Source organism: Allorhizobium ampelinum S4, assembly GCF_000016285.1.
Taxonomy (GTDB): Bacteria; Pseudomonadota; Alphaproteobacteria; order Rhizobiales; family Rhizobiaceae; genus Allorhizobium; species Allorhizobium ampelinum.
This window is the reverse complement of sequence record NC_011989.1, coordinates 498507-519491: the sequence shown is the minus strand read 5'-3', so window position 1 is coordinate 519491 and position 20985 is coordinate 498507. Positions and strand designations below refer to the sequence as shown.

Sequence of the window (20985 nt, the reverse complement as noted above, 5' to 3'; positions counted from 1 at the left end):
TCACAGTTTCCAGTCGCATCGACACTGACGACCAAACACCACCAGCCGCGCCCCCGCATCACCCGTTGTGGGCCAGCAACGCCTTGACCAACTCATTGGAAACCTTGCCGCTTGGCTCCTGGCCCACCGAGGTCTGGAAGGCCTTGATAGCGGCAACGGTGCGGGCACCGAGCTTGCCATCCGGCTCACCGGCATTGAAGCCGTTCTTGTTGAGGATGGCCTGGATGTTGCGGACCGCCTTTTCCATATCGACGCTGCCGGTCTTCAGGCTCTTGCCGACCCATTCATCCGGCAGGTTGACCGTGTTGGCATCGGCATTCATTGGCATTGTCTGCCATTGCTGGACGCTCGCCTTGGCACGAGCAAGTGCAGCAGGCTGCATCGATCTTGCCACTTCTTCCTGCTTGGCAGCGGCATCCTTGTCGCCCTGGCTGGCGGCCAGCGCGAACCATTTATAGGAGGCTTCCAGATCCGGCTTCACACCCGTACCGCGCGCATAGAGCACCGCGAGATTAAACTGGCTGTCCGTCACGCCGAGGTCGGCGGCCCTGGCAAACCACTTGGCCGCCGCATCCATATCCGGCTTGCCATCGCCACCGGAGGCGTAGAGCACGGCGAGGTTATGCATGGCGCTGGCATTGCCCGCGTCAGCGGCCTGGCTGTAAAGCCCTTTCGCCCGTGTCAGGTCGCGCTGAACGCCAGTGCCTTTTTCATAAAGCCCGGCAAGGCGATATTGAGCAGGCGCCAGCCCCAGATCGGCGGCGCGCTGGAACCAGACCGCAGCCTGTGAGACATCACCGGGCAGGCCGCGTGCTTCCATATAGCGCGAACCGATTTCGAATAGGGCAGCTGGCTCGCCCGCCTTGGCAGCCGTCACCAGGGAAGCGGGAGACAGATCGGCGGGCACCTCAAACAGCGGCTTGACCGCCTCAGTCTTCGGGGCGGTAAATCCGGCCTGGGCCGCATCCGGCATCGGCGGTTGAGCCGAGAGACCGGCGACCGTCTGGCTGCCATCCATCGGGGTGGAGGAAAGGCTGGCCTGTCCTGTCGGTGACGTCACCGGAATGACCGGCGCGGAAGATAGCTCGGCCTCGGTGCTTTCCACCGCGGGCTGGGATTGCGGCGCTTCGGCCTTGATCTCGACCGCCCGAACTGGTTGTTGAGGTGCCTGCTGGATCGAAGGTGCCTCAATGGCCGCAGAGGGTGCCAGTTTGGCAGGTGCCGGTGTGGCAGGCGCTTGCGCGGCCGGAGCCGGAGCATTGCCGCCGCCAAGCGTCTTTACTGCCGAGACGGCAAGGGCCGCCAGCAAAAGCGCGCCGACCGCCATCAGGATCGGGCGACGATATCTGGAAAAGGCCGAGCCGCCAGCGACTTCGTCAGCAAGGGCTGTCCGGCTAGGGCGGCTGGCCCGATCGGTTTCCTGGGCTGCCGCCTGTGCGGCGCGGCGCGCTGCGGCAATGAAATCCATCCGGTCATCCGCTGATGCCGGTTTTACACCTGCCGCACCAAGCGCAGGTTCAGCCGGTGCAGAACCGGCCTGCTGACGCGCCCGGACCTTTTCCAGGATCTTGCGCACATCCGGCTTGCCGGAACCAGGTTCCAGCAATTCATTGGCCTCTTCCGGGGGGAGGATATCAACGGGATCGATGGAAGGCGCATCCTCGATCATCTGACGCGGCTGCGGAGCGGCGGCCTTTGCCGGAGTCGCGGTCTCGGTCTGCGCTTTCTTGATCTTCGGCTTCAGGCGCCGGCTCAAACCGGCGATCAGGCTGGGTTTCGCGGCCTTCCCATCATCGCTCTGCGGACGAGCCTCGGCATGAGCGGGCGCATCGATAGTGTCTTCAGCCTGAAGAAGGTCAACAACCGGTTCCACGTCGGTCTCAACGGACGCGGTCCGCTGCGCAGCCGCAACCGACTTATCGGCGCGATCTTCCTCACTGTTGGCGGTGGCAGTCCGGCGGTCCATCTGGTCGAGTTTTTCAGCAATCTGCACCAGGGTCTGGTGCAAAGCCTCGACGGTACGGTGGCTGCGTTCCTCCCCGCCCCGGCTGATTTCTTCCAGGTGGCGCAGGTGATCGGCCAGAACGCCCAGTGTTTCGGCAATCTGGTCCTGTCCCGCCACCTGAACGGAGGCCGGGCTTTGGCGGGCATAATTGTCCATCACAGCTTCGGCGGCCTGGCGGGCCGCCTCGACGATATACTCGTCGCTGGTCGCCAGATAATCCTCAAGGGCCGCCATCCGGCCTTCGATACGCTCACCCTGGCCATTGTCCGTCAAGGGCGAGGCGCTGATCAGCGCCGAGAGATGGGCGATCTGCTGTTCCAACCCGGCAATGGCGGAGCCATCACCGGATGGCGAGGCACTCGTCTCATCCAGACGGGCAGCGATGGAGTAAAGCCGGTCGTCCAGGCTGCGCAGCAGGTTTTCATCCACCGATGATACCGTCGGCTGAGCATCGATCTGATCGATTCGCCTACCGATCACGGCAATCTGCTCGGCCAGCTTGTCGCTCAGCGAAGCATGGTCCAGCGCGTCGATCTTGCGGGAGATATCGGAGAGATAGCCGGTCAGTTCGGGTTGCAGGCTTTCACGCTGCGACATTTCCAGCATGCGGGTCAGATCGTCCAGCCGCTCTTCCAGCCGCTGGGCGGCCTGTTGGTGCGCCAGATCCTCAATTTTCAGCGACAGCGCTTCGAGACGGCGGTCAAGATCGCCAGCCGGAAACCCAGCGGTCTGCTCGGAAATCAGTTCCAGATGATGGGCAATCGTGGCGATCCGGTCTTCCAGACGCTCGATCAGACGCGGGTCGGTGGCTTGCCCACCATGACGTCCGGCAACGGAAATGGCGCGAGAAATCTCGTCCAGACGGTGATCGAGCTGGCCGAACTGCTCCAGCATCGCCTGGCTGTTGGGCTCCAGATGCTGGCCGATATGTTCAAGCGCCTTGGCAATGGCAACCAGCTTGTCTTCCAGGAGCCGCACGGAGCGCACATCACCGATCGTGCCCAATTGCTGCTTGATCTCATCCAGCCGGTAGGCAAGCTGCAACAGGTCCTGCTGGATGCGCTCAGGCGCGATGGTGTCGAGCCGGGCTTCAAGCGCGCTCCAACGGGTTTCCATGGTCTGTGTGCCGCTATCGCGGGCAAGTCCGTCCATCAACGAGCGCAATTCCTCGAAATCGGCCCGCAATGCTTCGGTTTCGGGCGCGGCGGGATGGCCGATCCGCTCCAGGCTGTCGGCCATGCGCATGAAATCCTCACGCAGGCCAGCGGCTTCACGGCTTTCTTCAGCCATAACCCTGATATCCTGGATATCGGAGCGCAAAGCACCGATTTCGCCAGCAAGGCTCTCGCTGATATCCTGGCGCAGGTCAGCGCGCAGGGTAGACAGGGCCTTATAGAAATCCGGCAAGGGCGCGGCACTACTGCCAGCCATCAGTTGCGGGGCCAATTCCAGCACCTGGGGCGGGCGCACTGAAACACTCTCAGGCGCTTGATATTTCGGATCGCTGTCGCGCAGCGACGCCCGTCCCGGAGCGGGTGGGCGTGCCGCTTCCAACGCCCGTTGCCGGGCGCGGATTTCGGCCAACGGATCGAGCCGGTCGGCAGGAACAGAAGAGGTCGCAGCAGGCGGCATCTCTGCCGAAGCCTGCAATGGCTTATCGGAAAAAGCACTGGTTGCCGAGCGAACATCTCTGGAGACGCCGCCGGAGATGCCATTCATCAGACCTTCGATCCGCGCCTCCAGCCCCTCGATCGTGCGGCTCAGGGCATCCAGCGACGAGGCACCGACGGGGCGAGGGTCAGCCTGACGCGTCTCCACCTGGTGAGGCGGCATCTGGCCGGGAGCTCTATAGCTCTGCGATGGAGACCGCTGTCCGTTCATATTCCAAACTCGCTTCGCGTTTCGGGCCTGCCCCAAGACCTGCTCCCCTCCCCCAAACCCGGGATTGGAGGTTGCAATTCTCATCTTGAGGCGGCGCAAATCATTCCGCAGCAGAATCGGGGAAACGTGGTAAACAACCCGTTAAGAATGGCTGAGATTTTTAACCTTTTCGGTGTGAGCCTCCTATTGTGTCGCCAAACGAGATATCCAGCGTGATATATGCGCGACGGTCATCGCCCCTTTGGTGTCCACTGCAAAAATTCCTTGTCGATCTGGCCTACCCATTGGCAGGGCGCATTCTTCAAATTCACATTTTTGCGTATTGACGTTTACGCGCACGTCAATATTTTGTAAGACAGAACATCGCCGGGGAGGACGCCGGCCGCAATCTGGAGGACATTGACCATGCCCGTCTATAAGGCACCTGTCGCGGACACGCTTTTCATTCTGAACACAGTGCTGGGCCTGGAGCGCTACAACAACCTGCCCGGTTTTGAAGACGCGACGCCCGACATGATCGAGGCGATTGTCGGCGAAGCTGCCAAGCTTGCCGAAGAGCAACTGTTTCCGCTCAATCTTTCCGGCGACCAGGAAGGCTGTACCCGCAATGCGGATGGCTCCGTGGCCGTGCCGAAGGGTTTCAAGGAAGCCTATGACGCCTATTGCGCCGGTGGCTGGAGCGGCCTTGCCGTCCCACCGGAATATGGCGGCCAGGGCCTGCCTTACGTGCTGCATGCCGCCGTTGGGGAATATATGTCGTCGGCCAACATGGCCTTGATGATGTATCCGGGCCTGACACAAGGGGCGATTGCCGCCATTTTGGCGCATGGCACCGACCAACAAAAGCAGACCTATCTGCCGAAAATGGTCGAGGGCACATGGTCCGGCACCATGAACCTGACTGAGCCCCATTGCGGCACGGACCTTGGCCTGCTGCGCACCAAGGCCGTTCCCAATGGTGACGGCACCTATAAAATCTCCGGCCAGAAAATCTTCATCTCGGCTGGTGAACACGGGATGAGCGAGAATATCATCCATCTGGTTCTCGCCCGTATCGAAGGCGCGCCTGAGGGTACCAAGGGCATTTCGCTGTTCATCGTCCCCAAAGTCATCGTCGGTGAAGACGGGGCGCTGGGTGCCAAAAATGGTGTGTCCTGCGGTGCCATCGAACACAAAATGGGCATTCACGGCAATGCCACGTGCGTGATGAACTATGACGAGGCCACCGGCTATCTGATCGGCGCGGAGAACAAGGGCCTGTCGGCGATGTTCGTGATGATGAACGAGGCCCGTCTGGGCGTCGGCCTGCAAGGCCTGTCGATTGCCGAAATCGCCTATCAGAACGCCGTGACCTATGCGCGGGAGCGTATTCAGGGCCGCTCGCTGTCTGGCGCAAAGGCGCCGGATAAAACGGCCGACCCGATCATCGTTCACCCCGATATTCGCCGCGCCCTGATGACCATCAAGGCCTTCAACGAAGCAGGCCGCGCCTTCACGCTCTGGACCGCGCTGAAATCCGACATTGCCCACCGCGCCGGTGATGCGGCTGAAAAGCAGACCGCCGATGACATTCTCGGCCTGATGACGCCGATCCTCAAGGGTGTGTTGACCGACAAGGGCTTTGACCATGCGGTCATGGCCCAGCAGGTCTATGGCGGCCATGGCTATATCGAAGAATGGGGCATGAGCCAGTATGTACGCGATGCCCGCATCGCGATGATTTATGAAGGGGCGAACGGCATTCAGGCGCTGGATCTGGTCGGCCGCAAGCTGGGCTTGAACGGTGGCCGCGCCGTGATGGCGCTGTTCAACGAAATCGGTGCCTTCTGCGAGGAAAACCGCGAGAATGAAAAGCTGTCCTTCTTCACCAAGCAGCTGAAGAAGGGGCTGAACGATGCTCAGGCATCCACCATGTGGTTCATGCAAAACGCCATGGCCAAGCCCGACAATGCCGGTGCTGGCTCGACCGATTACATGCATCTCTTCGGTCTGGTTGTGCTGGGCTATATGTGGGCCAAAATGGCCAAGGCCGCCCATGAGGCACTTGAAAGTGGCCCTAGTGATGCTGATTACTACAACAACAAGCTGTTGACCGGTCGCTTCTTCATGGAAAAGATCATGCCGGAAACCGCCTTGCGCAAGTCGCGCATCGAAGCGGGTGCTGACAGCGTGATGGCGATGGCCGCCGAAGCATTTTGATTGAATTTGGCGTGTCCCTGGAGGGGATAAACCATTGAAAAAATTCAGGAGCTATGCGCTCCGGGGAGAGAGACGATGACTGAAGTCTATGTTTACGACCACGTGCGCACGCCGCGCGGCCGCGGCAAGAAGGATGGCGCACTGCATGAAGTGCCATCCGTGCGCCTGGCCGCCAAGGCGCTGGAAGCCATCCGCGACCGCAACGGTCTCGACACATCCACCGTCGATGACATCATCATGGGTTGCGTCGATCCTGTCATGGATGCTGGCGCGGTGATCCCCAAGGCTGCGGCCTTTGAGGCCGGTTATTCCACCAAGGCTCCGGGCATACAGATCTCGCGTTTCTGCGCGTCTGGTCTTGATGCCATCAATCTGGCCGCAGGCAAGATTGCCACGGGTGCGGATGATATCGTCATTGCCGGTGGCGTGGAGAGCATGTCACGTGTTGGCCTTGGCATGTCGGGTGGGGCGTGGTTCATGGACCCATCCGTCAACTTCCCGGCTTTTTTCATGCCGCAGGGCGTGTCCGCCGATCTGATCGCCACAAAGTATGGCTTTTCCCGCGATGATGTGGATGCCTATGCGGTGGAAAGCCAGAAACGCTCCGCCAATTCCTGGGCAAATGGCTATTTCGACAAATCGGTCGTCGCCGTGAAGGACCAGAACGGCCTGACCATTCTGGACCGCGACGAACATATGCGCCCCGGTACTGACATGCAGTCGCTGGCGGGTCTCAACCCTTCCTTCCAGATGCCCGGTGAAATGGGCGGCTTTGAAGCCGTCGGCATTCAGGCGCATCCCGAGATTGAGAAAATCAATTACGTCCACCATGCGGGCAATTCGTCCGGTATTGTGGATGGCTCCGGCGTTGTGCTGCTCGGCTCCAAGACCGGCGGCGAGAGCATGGGATTGAAGCCCCGCGCCCGCATTCGCGCCTTTGCCAATATCGGCTCCGATCCGGCCTTGATGCTGACCGGCCCTGTCGATGTGACGGAAAAGCTGTTGAAGAAAACCGGCATGACGCTGGCCGACATCGATCTGTTCGAGCTGAACGAAGCCTTTGCCGCCGTGGTTCTGCGCTTCATGCAGCATTTTGACGTGTCCCATGATGTCATGAACGTCAATGGCGGCGCGATTGCCATGGGCCACCCGCTGGGTGCTACCGGCGCGATGATCCTCGGCACCGTGCTGGATGAGCTGGAGCGGCGCGACCTGAACACCGCACTGGTGACGCTCTGCATCGGGGCTGGCATGGGCACCGCTACCGTTATTGAACGAGTCTGATCGGGAGGGATGACAATGACCTATAAGAATTTCACCGTTGAGACCGATGCAGACGGCATTGCCCTTGTCACCTGGGACATGCCCGACAAGAGCATGAATGTCTTCACCATGGAAGTGATGGACGAAATCGAAGCGATTGTGGATGCCACCGTCGCGGATGCCGCCGTCAAGGGCGTGGTCTTCACATCAGGCAAATCCGCCTTCTCCGGCGGTGCCGATCTCAGCATGATCCGCGGCATGTTTTCCATGGTGGAGGAAGAGCGCGCCAAGGACCCGGCCAATGCCGTGCAAAAACTGTTCGACTCCGCTGGCCGGATGAGCTGGCTGTGGCGCAAGATCGAGACCAATGGCAAGCCCTGGGTCTCCGCCATCAACGGCACCTGCATGGGCGGCGCGTTTGAGCTGTCGCTCTCCTGCCATGGCCGCGTGGTCTCCAACGGCAAATCGGTGAAGCTGGCGCTGCCGGAAGTCAAGGTTGGCATCTTCCCCGGCGCTGGCGGCACCCAGCGTGTGCCGCGTCTGGCCAATGCCCAGGACGCCCTGCAAATGATGACCACCGGCCAGACCCTGACGCCGCAGCGCGCCAAGGCCATGAACCTCGTGCATCAGGTGGTGGAGCCGGATCAGCTCATTTCGGCTGCAAAGCAGATGATCAAGGATGGCTTGAAGCCGGTTGCTCCCTGGGATGAAAAGGGCTTCAAGGCTCCCGGCGGCGGCATCTGGACACCGGCATCGGCCCAGCTTTGGCCAGCGGCACCGGCTGTGCTGCGCCGTGAAACCTCCGGCAATTATCCGGCCGCTCTGGCGATCCTGAAATGCGTCTATGAGGGCTTGCAGGTGCCGTTCGACACCGGCCTTCGCATCGAACAGCGCTATTTCACCGAAATCGTCCAGACCACCGAAGCCTTCTCGATGATCCGCTCGCTGTTCATCTCGCTTCAGGAGCTTGGCAAGGGCGCGCGCCGCCCGGCAGGCCAGCCGAAAAGCACCCTCAAGAAGGTTGGCGTGGTTGGCGCTGGTTTCATGGGCGCATCGATTGCCTATGTCACTGCCGCCGCCGGTCTGCCCGTAGTGCTGATCGACCGCGACATGGAGGCTGCCAACAAGGGCAGGTCCGTGGCTGAAGGCCTGGTGTCGGGTGCAATCGGCAAGGGCAAGATGAGCAAGGAAGACGGCGAAAAGCTGCTGTCTCTGATCACCCCCAGCGACGATTATTCATCGCTGTCGGATGCTGATCTGGTGATCGAAGCGGTGTTTGAAGACCGCGACGTCAAGAAGGCCGTGATCGAAAAGGTTGAGGCCGTGCTGCCGGAAGGGGCAATTTTTGCCTCCAACACCTCGACCCTGCCGATCACCGGTCTTGCCAAGAACTCCAAGCGTCCTGCTGATTTCATCGGCGTGCATTTCTTCTCGCCGGTCGAAAAGATGATGCTGACGGAAGTCATCCTCGGCAAGGAGACCGGCGACAAGGCGCTGGCGGTGGCTCTCGACTATGTGGCGGCCATCAAGAAGACGCCGATTGTCGTCAATGATACCCGTGGTTTCTTCGTCAATCGCTGCGTACTGCGCTACATGGCGGAAAGCTACGACATGCTGCTGGAAGGCGTGCCGCCGGTGATGATCGAAAATGCCGCGAAATTCGCCGGCATGCCGGTTGGTCCGCTGTCCCTCAACGATGAAGTGGCAATCGATCTGTCCTACAAGATCCTCAAGGCGACCATTGCCGATCTCGGTGAAAAGGCCGTGGACCCGCGCCATATGGAACTGGTGGCCCGCATGGTCGAGAAGGAAGAACGCTTTGGCCGCAAGAATGGCAAGGGCTTTTACGACTACCCCGCCAAGCCTGCCAAAAAGCATGTCTGGCCGGGCCTGAAGGACTTTTATCCGCAGCAAAAGCCGGATGACGTCAACGTCAAGACCCTGCAAGAGCGTTTCCTGGCGACCATCGCCCTGGAAGCGGCCCGCACCATGGAAGAAGGCATCGTGGTTGACCCCCGCGAAGCCGATGTCGGCTCTATCCTTGGCTTCGGCTTTGCCCCCTATACCGGCGGTGCGCTGTCCTACATCGACGGCATGGGCGTGAAGACATTCGTGGCACTCTGCGAACGGTTGGCCAAGGACTACGGCCCGCATTTTGCACCAACGCCGCTGCTCAAGGAGATGGCGCAGAAGGGCGAGACCTTCTACGGGCGGTTTGATCCCTATGGGGCAGCCAAGCAGGCGGCCTGATTGCCAAGCAAAATAGAACGGGGAGGCAGAAATGCCTCCCCGCTTTTATGTGGTCATAGGGTTTAAGCCTTGACCCAATCGCCCTGAATAGGCCTGGCGAAATAGGCAAGAACCGCAATCATGCAAATTTCAATCGAGACCGACCAATAGATATGGCCGAGGATCTCGCTCCAAAGCTCAAAGGCGTTGAGGTTCCACAGCCATCCTGTGGCGCCATTGGCATAAACCGGATTTCGAAAGCCGAGCAACGGGATAAGAAATCCATGCATCACCACGGTGATGATCAATCCATAAAAAGCGCCGTACCAGAGCCTGATCTTCGGCCAATAGGCGGAAGCAAAGACATAGACCAGGGCAAAGGCGAAACTGAACAGCCAGTGATACAGCGTGACAGCTCCAGGCACGGTGACGCCCTGATAGATGTAATCGAGCGAATGCGAATTGAAGCCAAATCCTCCAAGCCATGCATCGATATGAGCCCCCGGAGGTGACACTTCGCCCGGCACGCGCGGCGGCATATTGACCTCAGATCCCCATTTGACCAGTGAACTGATGAAACCACCGACAAGGGTGGTCCAGACAATAACCTGTCGATTGACCTTGTTTTCCAACATTATAAATATCCTTCTGGCGGATACCCCTAAATACCAGGGGCTTTTGCAAAAAATGCAACGGCACGAGCGTCAAATCGTGACTTATCCTCATGAATTACAACAGGAATATGCGTGTATCCATTATGACTGCCGTTGTCTGGATCATGGGAGAAAACACGTCCATCACCCTTGATCCTGATCAAGGCTGGCCTGGATTTCAGTGATGCCGGAGAGTGGAGACTTCGATTTTAAGATGCAAATGGATTTATAGAAGGCGCAAAATGCTGTGGCACTTTAAATTTGTTGGCGTCCCGTGCCCGGCATCGGCTTTGTTCTCTACCAACGCCGATCTTGCAAGCGATGGCGTACAAGGACAAGACCTTCTATGGGCGGTTTAATTTCTATGGAGTTGTGAAGACGGCAGTTTGAAACAAAGTAACTTCAAAAACGGCGCGGACTGAAATGTCAGGAGCGCCACTAACATTCTATAGATGCGCCTTAAAAAATGCGATGACCTGCCTATTAAACTCTTGATGAAATGCAGCCCGATCAAAGCCCTGTCTATCGGTGCAAAGCTCCGGCAGATTTCTAATCAGTTCTGCGGGGCAGATGGTCAAAAATGCAAAATGTTCAGAGTTTGGCACGGTATGAAAGTCAGGTTTGTCAGGCAAATTGCTAGCAACAGTCAGAAGGTTTTCTGGCGACACACCATCTCCGCCATATTGAGAGCCCCACATCTGGATGGGTGCAGTGACATTCTGCACGCTGCTTGGCGCAGAAAAAAAACTGCTGAGTGGATCGGCGATCACAAAAGCTTTGATACGCGGATCATGTTGCAAGGCCTGTTTTGGCAATGAATTCTGGTTTGCGTGATCACAGGATGCTGCATTCTGATCTTGGCACTGCGAAGGCAAGCTTCGAAAATCAGGGTTCGCCCCTGCCAGAACAAGCCCAGTATATCCGCCTCGGGAAAATCCGAAAAAGCCGATAGACTGAGGATCAATCCTGGCCGCATCCGGGGAAGAACCGAGCATGAAGTCGATGACCCGCTTCACGTCTACCGGGCGACTGATCAAAGCCTTGAGATTATGCTGTCTCTCTTTATTTGCAGCGGTATCGTCAGGGTGATTGATCGCCACAACGACAAATCCTGCGTCCGCCAATGCCTCTGCTGTGTCATGATGGCTGAGATTGGTGCCGCCAAAGCCATGGGAAATCACAATCAGTGGTCGATTTTCTCCCTCAACCGGACAGTCTCGAACTCCCGGAAGAATAAAGGGGCCAGCCTTGATCTCTCCATCTGGCTTTGCACAGGGCGACCACTCCACAGCTTTCAGCAGGGGGCCTTGCGCATCGGCAGGAATGTCGAAGGACTTCAATCCCGCACTATTCGCCTGCCCAGCGGTCAAAATAAGCACCGCAGCAAGGAGACACCTTCCAACCTTCATGGCACCCCTCCAGCGAGACCTACAACCCTGGACTGGTAGTCACGACATTTAAAGGTTGAGGTCAAGACGGAAGGCGGAAGACCGCATCGTGATTTTTAATCACCGCAACGCAATATACCGATCCGACCGATGGTTGATCAGCACGAACACATTCAGCACCACTGCCCCGATAATCGAGCAGCCAACCACCCACGGGCTGACCACGGTAAATGCGAGGGCCATGACCACGACATCAAAGGCCAATTGCACCAATCCCGCCTGGATGCCGAAACGGTCCTGGACGAAGACCGCGAGGATGCCGATGCCGCCGAGGCTGGCGCGGTGGCGGTAGAGAGCCAGCAGGCCGAAGCCGAGCAGGAGACCCGCGAGGATAGCGCCCCAGACTGGGTTGATGCTCTCGATGACGATGAAACGGCTTTCGATTTCGACGAGAAACGAGGTCAGCGCCACGGCCACGAAGGTTTTGAGGGTAAAGTCCCAGCCGACCCGTTTGATGGAGAGAATGTAGAAAGGCATGTTGAGCAGGAAGAACACCAGACCGAAGCTCCAGCCCGTCCAGTAATGGATGACGAAGGCAAGACCCGCGATGCCGCTGGTGACGAGACCAATCTTGGCAATCAGATAGAGGCCGAGCGCCGAAATCATTGTTCCGCAGATAATGCCCTGGATATCCTCGGCCCGGTTGTGACGGGTGGGATTATCGTTCCAGATGCCGAACAGATTGCTCATCAATGCCATCACCATTCTCCATCTGGACAGGCGGATTTTCCGCAGCTTTATCTATCAGGATGCCTGAAATCCGGCAGGTTTCAAGCGGGTTGCGTCAGCAAGACTGACCTATCGGCAAGATCGCAATATTCGGTCTTTCAGCCCGTCTTGGCCGCAACAAACAGAATGCCTTGGATGGGTTTTCCGCCATCCATGCGAATGACCTCCTGCTGGCTTTCGAGCAGGGTAAAGCCTTTGGCTTCCAGTTCGCAGACCACATAGGCCTCGCTATGCTGGTAGCGCAGCGATTGCGCCAGGCTGAAACTCTCCTCTCCCCGCTGTTTTTCGACGGAAAAGGCGAAATAGCCGCCCCGTTCCAGAAGATCCGCAGCAAGCGAAAAGACGCCGGACAATGCGCCGAGATACATCAGCACATCGGCTGCCGTGACCAGATCCGCCCGCCCTCTTCCCTCGCCCTTTGCGGGACCAAACAGACCGCAGGCCTCCGCATCAAGCGACAAATCCGCGATCGCCAGATCATCGTAGATCTGTTTTTCCCGTGCCTTGGTCAGCATGGCCGAGGATAGATCGTAGCCCTCAAGGTGATCGACCCATGGCCGCAGTTCCATGCCCAGCAAGCCGGTGCCACAGCCGAAATCCACAGTGCGGCGATAGCGTCGGTCCGCACCACCAATCCGTGAAATCATCGCCGCCAGCTTTTTCGGCACCCGGTAGTCCAGCTTGTCCACGAGGGCTGTGTCGAAGCGGTCGGCATAATCGTCAAACAGCGCTGCCACATAGCGGCTCGGCGGCTTTTCCGGCATGGCTTGCGCACCGATCAGCACCAGTTTCAGCCCAGCGGCAAAAATATCCTCGGGGTCGAGTGTCAGCACCTGCCGATAGGCATCCGCTGCCGTCTCGATCAAGCCCGCTTTGGCCCGGTATTCCCCCAGCAGAAACCACCCCGCCACCCAGGCCGGGGCGAGTTCCAGCGCCTGTTCCATCAGCTCTGCGGCAGCGGCGTGATCGCCGCTTTCCGAGAGCATCCGGGCATAATCAGCGCGGCGGTCAGCAGTGATATCGCCGGAAGAGCGTTGTCCAGGAGAGAGAGGGCCAAAGGCGGGCTGAATGCCGTGCATGGATGTCGAACGATCCTCAAAATACGATTGCGGAGCAATGGAGCAAGCCTTGAAAAACGCAAGCGGAATCTTGTCACCACCAACAACAGCCCTCATCGCGCTTGCACCGCCATAATCCAATGCTTATGTGGGCCTATGCTCAACGGAGCGGGAAACAGGAGACTAGGCCATGACCGATGGCGTGAACAGATTTCTGGGCGATTCGATTGGCCGAACGATCATCAAACTGCTCGTCGTTTCGGTGATCGTCGGCTTTGTCATGCGGATATTCGGCATTTACCCCTATGACATTATTGAGGGTATCCGGCATTTCATCCTGGATGTCTGGCACAAGGGGTTTGCGGCACTCGGCCAGTTCGGAGACTATCTGTTGCTGGGCGCCAGTATCGTCATTCCGGTTTTCATCCTGATCCGGCTTCTCAATCTGCGGAAATAACATGCGATCCAAATCCCTCTTGATGCCCCAGGCCGTCTCAACGCCAAAGGCTGGCCGCCGCGAGCTTTTGGCGCTGGGCGGCCTTGGGCTTGCAGCCCTGCTGAGCGGTTGCGCCACGCCTGCGCTCAAGCCTTCCGCCCCGTCAGATGTTGAGGACGAGACCGCTGCCTTTCTGCCGATGGTCAACGCATTACGCCAGAAGAACGGCAAGCCGGTGCTGGTTAGCGATCCGCAGGCCGCCAAGGCCGCGATGTTCCAGGCCAATCGCATGGCCCAGGCTGAGAAAATGGCACATCTGATTGGTGTAGGCGACAGTTTCGGGGCGCGGATGCGCTCAGGAAATGTCCAGCTTCCAGCGGCTGAAAATGTCGCCATGTTGCAGCAGACGGCAGATGCCGCCATGCAGGCCTGGATCAACTCGTCCCATCATCTGGAAAACATGCTCGGCCCCTATCACGGGCTGGGTGTGGCCGTGGCGCGCATACCGTCACGCGGCAACAAGCCGTATTGGGCCATGGTTCTGTCCGGCACGCCACGTCCAGAGAGCGAAATGGGACCGCCGCCAACTGGCATTCGCTTAAGAATCGGGTGATAAAGGGCTTCGGCGCGCCGTTCCTCGCCTGCTGGAGCCTTTCATGACCATCGCCAATCCCCCCGACCGCGCTTTTCGTGTGACCCATCGCGGCGTGCTGGCCATCGCCATTCCGATGACCATTGGCTATATCACCACACCGCTTCTGGGCATTACCGATACCGCCGTCATTGGTCGAACCGGCGAAGCCGCAGCGCTTGCGGGCCTGGCAATTGGTGCCGTGCTGTTCGATCTGGTGTTTGCCAGCCTCAATTTCCTGCGCGCCTCTACCACGGCGCTGGTGGCGCAAGCGCATGGCCGTCAGGATGCACGCGATCAGGTGGCGGTGTTCTGTCGCTCCATGATATTGTCGGTGGGCATTGGGCTGCTGTTGCTGCTGCTGTCTCCCCTGCTGCTGAAGGCCGGGCTGGCGCTGATGGGGCCACAGGGACGGGTGGCGGAGGTGACGTCGATCTATTTTTCCACCCGCATCCTGGCCGGGCCGTTGACGCTCGCCAACTTCACCATCATGGGCTTCATCCTGGGGCGCGGCAAAGGCGCGCTGGCGCTTGGCCTGCAAATTGCGCTGAACGGCGTCAATATTCTGCTTTCAATCTACCTTGGTCTTCATCTTGGCTGGGGCGTATCCGGCGTCGCCTGGGGGGCCGTGGCCGGGGAAGCCACCGCCACGCTTGCGGGGTTGGCGATCATTCTGGCCCGCACCGACAAGGCACTGTTTCCGTCCCTGGCCGAATTGCTGGATCGCAACAAGCTCGCCCAATTGTTTGCCCTCAACCGCGATATCCTGATCCGTAGCTTCGTGCTGCTGGCGGCCTTCACGGTATTGACCCGGATCGGCACCGGCTTTGGGGCCGTGACCCTTGCCGCCAATGCGCTGCTGATGAATTTCTTCATGATTGCCTCCTTCTATCTGGATGGCATTGCCAATGCTGCCGAACAGATCGTTGGCCGGGCTGTCGGTGCCCGCTACCGCCCCGCTTTCGACCAGGCCGTCAGGCTCACCAGCCTCTGGTCCTTCGGACTGGCGCTCACCAGCCTGCTGTTTTTCCTGGGCGCAGGTGGAGCGATCATCGACATGATGACGACGGCTGAAGAGGTTCGCCGCGTGGCACGCGAGTTTCTGCCCTGGGCCGCCATGACCGCGATGACCGGGGCGCTGGCCTTCCAGATGGACGGGGTCTTCATCGGGGCCGCCTGGTCTAGCGATATGCGCAATATGATGCTGGCGGCCTTTGCCGGTTATCTTATTGCGCTGGCGCTGTTCGTGCCGCTGCTAGGCAATCACGGCCTATGGCTGGCGCTCAACCTGTTTCTGGCGTTTCGCGGCCTTTTCCTGGCGCTGCGGCTCAAAAGCCGCCGCGATCAGACCTTCAGCGCCCGCCAGTAATCAACCCTGCTGTCACGCAGTTGCGCAATCGAGGCAATACCATCGCGGTCCAGCGCCTGTGACAGGCCCTTGACGATGGCGGCGGGCAGGCCCGGCCCTTCATACACCATGCAGGAATAGAGCTGCACCAGATCGGCACCGGCCTTGATTTTCTCCAGCGCCGTCTGCGCCGAGGAAACACCGCCGACGCCAATGATCGGCAGGGCCGAGCCAACCCGGTGGCGCATACGCGCCAGCACCGCCGTCGATTTCTCGAACAAGGGCTTGCCCGACAATCCGCCCGCCTCGCCCGCCTGCCTTGTATCCGTCAGGCCATCGCGCGACAGCGTGGTGTTGGAGACGATCAACCCATCCAGATCGCGGGCCAGAACCACTTCGGCAATGTCATCCATGCCTTCCTCGGTCAGATCAGGGGCGATTTTCAGGAAGACCGGCACCCGACGGCCCGCCTTGGCCGCTTCATCGGCGCGGGCGGCAAGCACCGCGTCCAGCAGATGACCGAGACTATCCTTTGCCTGCAAATCGCGCAGGCCCGGCGTGTTGGGCGAGGAAATATTGGCGGTGAAATAGCTGGCCAGCGGATAAAAGCGACGAATGCCCGTGACATAATCGGCAATCCGGTCCTCGGCATCCTTATTGGCACCGATATTGATGCCGACCACGCCCGGCCGGCTTGCTCGCGCCGACAGCCTGGCAAAGGCAGCCTCATGACCTTGATTATTAAATCCGAGACGATTGATGACGGCCTCATCGCGGACCAACCGGAAAATCCGGGGCTTGGGATTACCGCCCTGCGGCTTTGGCGTCAGCGTTCCCACTTCTGCAAAGCCGAAGCCGAGACCCAGCAATTCGTCCGGCACTTCAGCGTTTTTGTCATAGCCTGCCGCCATGCCGAGTGGGTTGGGAAAATGCAGACCAGCAACAGTCTGCGCCAACCTGGGATCGTCCGGCAAGTGGCATTTCGGCATCAGGCTGGTTTTCAACCCGGCAATCGACAGGCCATGGGCGGTTTCGGCATCGAACAGAAACAGGCCTGGGCGAGCGAAACGCTTGAACGGATCGATCATGCCATCTCCTCCGGAAACTGGTGCAGGCCGTCTTTTCCAAGCGGCAGTGGCTTTTCCCACAAAACAGCGGAGAGCGGCAAGGGCGCATAAAGATGCGGAAACAGCGCGCCGCCGCGTGAGGGTTCAAATATCAGGGCCGCTCCCAGTGCCTCCCCATCGACCGCGACCAGCAACAGGTCTTGTTGTCCGGCAAAATGCAGCCTTGCGGTTTCCTTCGCCTGGATCGCAGTGGAAAAATGGATGAAACCGTCCTGGAGATCGATTGGCGCACCGGCAAACACACCATCGGCACGGGCCTTTTGCCAGAGGGCGTCTGGCACGATCTTGTAGAGTGCATTTGCCATGATGTCATCCTTATCGCGATCTTGGGACACGAGCGTTGCGCCGGTTTGCCCCAACAGCAACGACTTGTCCACGCCAGACAGCATCGGACGGCGGAAATGAACCGAATTCGTCCCCTATGGCGCTGGCCATCACATAGCCCTGGAGTGACTGGCATCAATATATCAAAGCACACTCCAGGCATGATCATTTTCGTAACCGCCACTTTCGGCTTGATGTATTGTTCACCTAAAGCAATCTATGGTATTATTTAATTCCTGACCCAACCCTATGAATAGAATGCTATCTTGCATCCCTTCAGCACAGGATTAGAGCCGGGAATTGGGCGATCGGACGCCGGCCTCGGTGTTCCCGCTTGCACAAACAGCAGAACAAACGTTAAACTAACATCCCGACGCGACAGACGCGGGCGGTGCTGCACAACGAAAGCTCTTGGGAGGGGGCAGACGATGGCTGAGCAAACAATCATTATCGCGGACGATCATCCCTTGTTTCGCGGCGCGCTCCGGCAAGCCGTGAGCGGCATGGATGGCAGGCAGGACATTGTCGAAGCTGGCGATTTCGAGGCGGCCCGACTGGCGGCGGATCAGCATCCGGATGCCGATGTCCTGCTGCTTGATCTGGCCATGCCAGGCGTCAGCGGCTTTTCCGGCCTGATGGCCTTGCGTGCGGAGTTTTCCAGCCTGCCGATCATTATCTGTTCGGCCACCGACGATTGCGCCACGATCCGCCGCTCGCTGGAGCTTGGCGCTTCCGGTTTCATTTCCAAATCCTCTGGCATCGATGACATTCGCTCCGCGATCCAGACCGTGCTGAACGGCGATATCTTCACGCCTTCATCCTATGTCGAGGATCAGGAACAGGACCCTGAGCTGGCCGATATCATGGCACGGCTGCGCACACTGACCCCTCAGCAGAACCGGGTGCTCGGCATGTTGTGCGAAGGCTTGCTGAACAAGCAGATCGCCTATGAACTCAGCGTTTCGGAAGCCACGATCAAGGCGCATGTCTCCGCCATTCTGCTCAAGCTCAAGGTCGATAGCCGAACCCAGGCGGTCATCCAACTGGGGCGGCTCAATATGGCCATGGTCGCTTGAGGGCAGGACTGGCTTTCATCTTCCTCGCCTGATGCCGATCTGCCCGCTCTCCTCAGTCCGCATCGTCGTGGCATGAGGCGAGTTGGGCTTTGTGCGCAGAAACAGGAACAATCGAGGATTTTATTCCTCCAAGATCTTTACTCTCGACCGCATTTGGCCGATATATGGCGAGGTGGGTCGAAGCCGTTTGTCGACGGCTGATAAATGCCGGGGTTTGGCGGGATATGCTTTCACACGAGACAATCTGGAATGCGATTGACCGGCTTGCCGAGCAGTATCATCTGACGCCGTCCGGGCTGGCCCGAAAGGCCGGCCTTGATCCAACCTCGTTCAACAAGTCCAAGCGGGTCGGGCCGGATGGACGCATGCGCTGGCCATCGACCGAATCCATCGCTAAGGTGCTGGAAGCGACAGGTGCGCGGATCGATCAATTCGTCACGCTGATCAGCAATGACAACCATCAGGTCAATGCCGTTCACGAGACATTGCCGGATGGCAATTTTCCGCCGCAGATCGGCACTATACCGCTGCTTGGCTTGGCCCAGGCGGGCTCGGGCGGTTTTTTTGACGATGGCGGTTTTCCAGCCGGACAAGGCTGGGATCTGGTGGATTTACCGACCTCCGCCAAGCCAGGCGTCTATGCCCTGGAAATTCAGGGCGACAGTATGAAGCCACTTTATCGCGATGGCGATATTCTGATCGTTGAGCCAGGTGCGCCTGTGCGCCGGGGCGACCGGGTCGTCGTCAAAACCTGCGATGGCGAGGTCATGGCCAAGGTACTGGGCCGCCAGACGGCGCGGACCGTTGATCTCATTTCGATCAATCCCGACCATCCGAACCGGGTATTGGATATGCAGGACGTCGAATGGATCGCCCGAATCATCTGGGTCAGCCAGTAGGAATTATTTGCCATTCATCGATTTTTTGCAGGGGCCTGCTGAGGCAGAATGCCAGCCTCTTGAAACGGCAGATGGCAATCGCCATTCTTCAAGGCGAACCGGTCTTCGGCCATATCCAGATGGCCCATAAGATAAGCCCAAGACGATAAAGCAAATGACAGGAACAGAATTTCCATGACCCCCCAGGTGACCCTTCAGGATGCCCTGATTTTCGCAATGGTGATGACCTCGGCCGTCGACAATGCCATGGATGACCGGGAACTTGAGCGGATCGGCAATCTGGTCTCCAGCACGCCGGTCTTTGAAGGCTTCGATAAAAGCACCGTATTGGATGTGGCCAGACGCTGCGGTGCCATGCTGGCTGGGCCGGAAGGACTGGACATCACCCTGGAAACCATCCGCGACGCGCTGCCGGAACGGCTTTACGATACGGCCTATGCGCTGGCCGTCGAAGTCGCCGCTGTCGATCATACCGTCCTGCCAGAGGAAATCCGCCTGCTGCAATTGCTGCGGGATCGTCTTGGCCTGGACAAGCTGACCTGCGCGGCCATCGAGCGCAGCGCCATTGCGCGCTATCGCAAGCCATAAAACACCTGCTTGAGATATTTCAGTAAAATCCCTCGGCAAAATACCGGCGGGACAATTCGTCCAGCCTGCCCTTGCGCGACAGGGAGACCAGCGCATAGTCAAAGGCGGCGGCCAGAAAGCCGTCTTCCTTGCGCACCATGATGGTCATGCCTTCGCCGAGAAACTGCTGCGATAGAAAAGGGCCTCCCAGGAAAGCGCAGCATTGGGCGGATGAGGCACTGGCCAGCCAAAACGAGAGCTGCAATCCATCGGCGAAGGCCGCCTGGATTTTTTTCTGTTTCAGCGCATCCATCAAGGCGGCCTGATCGGCAAAACCCACCGGCGTGATCGCCGGGAAAAATGCTTTCAGCATGGCCTCCTGCGCCGTGCCCGTGACGATACCAACCGGCTTTCCGGCCAATGCCGCAGGCGTATCGGCCTTGCCGAGATTGTCACGCGGCACAACGAAACGGGCCGGCAACATCAGATAAGGTCTGGAAAAGGCAAAATCCCGCCGCAACCCTGCCGTCACCGCCATGCCCGCCACCGCAGCATCGCCATGCTTGCTCAGCAACGCGATTTCCATATCGGAAAAGGGCACGGCCTGAACCTCGCATTTCGCCTCGACATCCAGTTCGCGGCAGATCTCCCGCACCAGGTCAATATTATAGCCGGTCAAATGGCCGGTCTGATCGAGAAAACTGAAGGGTGGAAAATCCACCGTTGTGAGAAACCGCAATCGCAGCAGCACCGATAGATCCGGCTTCGGCAACCGCGCCCGCGCATCGAACAGGACCGGCACCGATTGCTGGGACGGAAGCGCCTGTGCCTGAACAGGCAAGGGTGCGAGACCTAGGGATAGAAAAGGCAGCACACCACAGGTCAAAGCAGCCAATACAGTGATTGCCTTCATGCGCCCCTTGGTTTTCAGGGATGTAACTTTCAACCGGCTCATTATCATCGCTTTCGGGCAGGCAAATGGGGTGTGAGGTACGGTTATTGTTTAGCAAAGGAATCGCGGCGAGGAAACGCGCCGCGCCATTTTCACATATATCCTCTTTTTCATTTTCCCTTTCCGCGCCTGAACCGCCCCTGCTGCGATCCTCCGTCGA

General features: G+C 58.9%; 18 protein-coding genes. 9 read left to right on the top strand and 9 right to left on the bottom strand.

Going from position 1 to position 20985, the window contains the following annotated elements; all coding sequences use genetic code 11:
* Nucleotides 1-58: 58 nt before the first annotated feature.
* Complete coding sequence (locus AVI_RS02425) at nt 59-3838, bottom strand: peptidoglycan-binding protein (RefSeq protein WP_049777123.1); 3780 nt, start codon at nt 3836-3838, stop codon at nt 59-61.
* Nucleotides 3839-4291: 453 nt separating this feature from the next.
* Between AVI_RS02425 and AVI_RS02420 the strand changes: the two genes are divergently transcribed.
* The 3 genes from AVI_RS02420 to AVI_RS02410 all read left to right on the top strand — a co-directional run bounded on the left by AVI_RS02420 (nt 4292) and on the right by AVI_RS02410 (nt 9598).
* Complete coding sequence (locus tag AVI_RS02420; RefSeq protein WP_015914854.1) at nt 4292-6085, top strand: acyl-CoA dehydrogenase C-terminal domain-containing protein; 1794 nt, start codon at nt 4292-4294, stop codon at nt 6083-6085.
* 75 nt (nt 6086-6160) lie between these two features.
* A complete protein-coding gene (locus tag AVI_RS02415; RefSeq protein WP_015914853.1) occupies nt 6161-7369 on the top strand; it encodes an acetyl-CoA C-acetyltransferase in 1209 nt (402 codons plus the stop codon).
* Nucleotides 7370-7384: 15 nt separating this feature from the next.
* The gene (locus AVI_RS02410; protein WP_015914852.1) at nt 7385-9598 is read left to right on the top strand and encodes an FAD-dependent oxidoreductase; all 2214 of its coding nucleotides are present in this window, start codon (nt 7385-7387) and stop codon (nt 9596-9598) included.
* A gap of 62 nt (nt 9599-9660) precedes the next feature.
* Here AVI_RS02410 and AVI_RS02405 read toward each other — a convergent pair whose 3' ends face one another.
* From AVI_RS02405 to AVI_RS02390, 4 genes are all read right to left on the bottom strand, one after another.
* Nucleotides 9661-10212 carry a YagU family protein gene (locus tag AVI_RS02405; protein WP_015914851.1) on the bottom strand — a complete coding sequence of 184 codons (552 nt, stop codon included), beginning with the start codon at nt 10210-10212 and terminating at the stop codon, nt 9661-9663.
* Between the two features lie 464 nt (nt 10213-10676).
* Complete coding sequence (locus AVI_RS02400; protein ID WP_015914850.1) at nt 10677-11639, bottom strand: alpha/beta hydrolase family protein; 963 nt, start codon at nt 11637-11639, stop codon at nt 10677-10679.
* Between the two features lie 99 nt (nt 11640-11738).
* Nucleotides 11739-12377, bottom strand: coding sequence for a DUF6198 family protein (locus AVI_RS02395; RefSeq protein WP_041697465.1), 639 nt, complete (start codon nt 12375-12377; stop codon nt 11739-11741).
* A 128-nt stretch (nt 12378-12505) separates the two neighbouring features.
* A complete protein-coding gene (locus AVI_RS02390; protein WP_015914848.1) occupies nt 12506-13486 on the bottom strand; it encodes a class I SAM-dependent DNA methyltransferase in 981 nt (326 codons plus the stop codon).
* A gap of 169 nt (nt 13487-13655) precedes the next feature.
* Here AVI_RS02390 and AVI_RS02385 point away from each other — a divergent pair, with 169 nt between their 5' ends.
* The 3 genes from AVI_RS02385 to AVI_RS02375 are packed head-to-tail and all read left to right on the top strand — an operon-like array spanning nt 13656 to nt 15901.
* The gene (locus AVI_RS02385) at nt 13656-13922 is read left to right on the top strand and encodes a DUF6460 domain-containing protein (RefSeq protein ID WP_015914847.1); all 267 of its coding nucleotides are present in this window, start codon (nt 13656-13658) and stop codon (nt 13920-13922) included.
* A gap of 1 nt (nt 13923) precedes the next feature.
* On the top strand, nt 13924-14514 hold the full coding sequence (locus AVI_RS02380; protein ID WP_234617985.1) for a CAP domain-containing protein: 591 nt from the start codon (nt 13924-13926) through the stop codon (nt 14512-14514).
* Between the two features lie 43 nt (nt 14515-14557).
* Complete coding sequence (locus AVI_RS02375; protein WP_015914845.1) at nt 14558-15901, top strand: MATE family efflux transporter; 1344 nt, start codon at nt 14558-14560, stop codon at nt 15899-15901.
* Here the strand turns inward: AVI_RS02375 and AVI_RS02370 are convergent.
* Both AVI_RS02370 and AVI_RS02365 read right to left on the bottom strand, forming a co-directional pair.
* Entirely contained in the window at nt 15877-16968 is a 1092-nt protein-coding gene (locus AVI_RS02370; protein WP_015914844.1) for a quinone-dependent dihydroorotate dehydrogenase, read from the bottom strand. The genes AVI_RS02375 and AVI_RS02370 overlap by 25 nt on opposite strands.
* Nucleotides 16965-17312: a DUF952 domain-containing protein gene (locus tag AVI_RS02365; protein ID WP_085946605.1), complete on the bottom strand. Its 348-nt coding sequence runs from the start codon at nt 17310-17312 to the stop codon at nt 16965-16967. Before AVI_RS02365 ends, AVI_RS02370 begins: the two co-directional genes overlap by 4 nt.
* A gap of 447 nt (nt 17313-17759) precedes the next feature.
* Here AVI_RS02365 and AVI_RS02360 point away from each other — a divergent pair, with 447 nt between their 5' ends.
* Together AVI_RS02360 and AVI_RS02355 are read left to right on the top strand one after the other, a co-directional pair.
* Entirely contained in the window at nt 17760-18407 is a 648-nt protein-coding gene (locus AVI_RS02360) for a response regulator transcription factor (protein WP_015914842.1), read from the top strand.
* Nucleotides 18408-18631: 224 nt separating this feature from the next.
* Complete coding sequence (locus AVI_RS02355; protein WP_015914841.1) at nt 18632-19306, top strand: S24 family peptidase; 675 nt, start codon at nt 18632-18634, stop codon at nt 19304-19306.
* Between the two features lie 14 nt (nt 19307-19320).
* Here AVI_RS02355 and AVI_RS30945 read toward each other — a convergent pair whose 3' ends face one another.
* On the bottom strand, nt 19321-19482 hold the full coding sequence (locus AVI_RS30945) for a hypothetical protein (RefSeq protein ID WP_156582660.1): 162 nt from the start codon (nt 19480-19482) through the stop codon (nt 19321-19323).
* On the opposite strand from AVI_RS30945, the gene AVI_RS02350 reads away from it, so the two are divergent.
* Nucleotides 19481-19894 (top strand): tellurite resistance TerB family protein, encoded by a 414-nt coding sequence (locus AVI_RS02350; protein WP_015914840.1) that lies wholly within the window; start codon nt 19481-19483, stop codon nt 19892-19894. The two genes, AVI_RS30945 and AVI_RS02350, sit on opposite strands and share 2 nt — an antisense overlap.
* Before the next feature lie 19 nt (nt 19895-19913).
* Here the strand turns inward: AVI_RS02350 and AVI_RS02345 are convergent, their stop codons facing one another.
* Nucleotides 19914-20828, bottom strand: a complete 915-nt coding sequence (locus AVI_RS02345) for a transporter substrate-binding domain-containing protein (RefSeq protein WP_041696156.1) — start codon at nt 20826-20828, stop codon at nt 19914-19916.
* Nucleotides 20829-20985: the final 157 nt, after the last annotated feature.

Excerpts from the sequence above, each read along its gene's own strand:
- AVI_RS02425 (WP_049777123.1), bottom strand. The coding sequence starts at position 3,838 with ATGCCGCCTCACCAGGTGGAGACGCGTCAGGCTGACCCTCGCCCCGTC.
- AVI_RS02420 (WP_015914854.1), top strand. The coding sequence starts at position 4,292 with ATGCCCGTCTATAAGGCACCTGTCGCGGACACGCTTTTCATTCTGAAC.
- AVI_RS02415 (WP_015914853.1), top strand. The coding sequence starts at position 6,161 with ATGACTGAAGTCTATGTTTACGACCACGTGCGCACGCCGCGCGGCCGC.
- AVI_RS02410 (WP_015914852.1), top strand. The coding sequence starts at position 7,385 with ATGACCTATAAGAATTTCACCGTTGAGACCGATGCAGACGGCATTGCC.
- AVI_RS02405 (WP_015914851.1), bottom strand. The coding sequence starts at position 10,212 with ATGTTGGAAAACAAGGTCAATCGACAGGTTATTGTCTGGACCACCCTT.
- AVI_RS02400 (WP_015914850.1), bottom strand. The coding sequence starts at position 11,639 with ATGAAGGTTGGAAGGTGTCTCCTTGCTGCGGTGCTTATTTTGACCGCT.
- AVI_RS02395 (WP_041697465.1), bottom strand. The coding sequence starts at position 12,377 with ATGGCATTGATGAGCAATCTGTTCGGCATCTGGAACGATAATCCCACC.
- AVI_RS02390 (WP_015914848.1), bottom strand. The coding sequence starts at position 13,486 with ATGCACGGCATTCAGCCCGCCTTTGGCCCTCTCTCTCCTGGACAACGC.
- AVI_RS02385 (WP_015914847.1), top strand. The coding sequence starts at position 13,656 with ATGACCGATGGCGTGAACAGATTTCTGGGCGATTCGATTGGCCGAACG.
- AVI_RS02380 (WP_234617985.1), top strand. The coding sequence starts at position 13,924 with ATGCGATCCAAATCCCTCTTGATGCCCCAGGCCGTCTCAACGCCAAAG.
- AVI_RS02375 (WP_015914845.1), top strand. The coding sequence starts at position 14,558 with ATGACCATCGCCAATCCCCCCGACCGCGCTTTTCGTGTGACCCATCGC.
- AVI_RS02370 (WP_015914844.1), bottom strand. The coding sequence starts at position 16,968 with ATGATCGATCCGTTCAAGCGTTTCGCTCGCCCAGGCCTGTTTCTGTTC.
- AVI_RS02365 (WP_085946605.1), bottom strand. The coding sequence starts at position 17,312 with ATGGCAAATGCACTCTACAAGATCGTGCCAGACGCCCTCTGGCAAAAG.
- AVI_RS02360 (WP_015914842.1), top strand. The coding sequence starts at position 17,760 with ATGGCTGAGCAAACAATCATTATCGCGGACGATCATCCCTTGTTTCGC.
- AVI_RS02355 (WP_015914841.1), top strand. The coding sequence starts at position 18,632 with ATGCTTTCACACGAGACAATCTGGAATGCGATTGACCGGCTTGCCGAG.
- AVI_RS02350 (WP_015914840.1), top strand. The coding sequence starts at position 19,481 with ATGACCCCCCAGGTGACCCTTCAGGATGCCCTGATTTTCGCAATGGTG.
- AVI_RS30945 (WP_156582660.1), bottom strand. The coding sequence starts at position 19,482 with ATGGAAATTCTGTTCCTGTCATTTGCTTTATCGTCTTGGGCTTATCTT.
- AVI_RS02345 (WP_041696156.1), bottom strand. The coding sequence starts at position 20,828 with ATGAGCCGGTTGAAAGTTACATCCCTGAAAACCAAGGGGCGCATGAAG.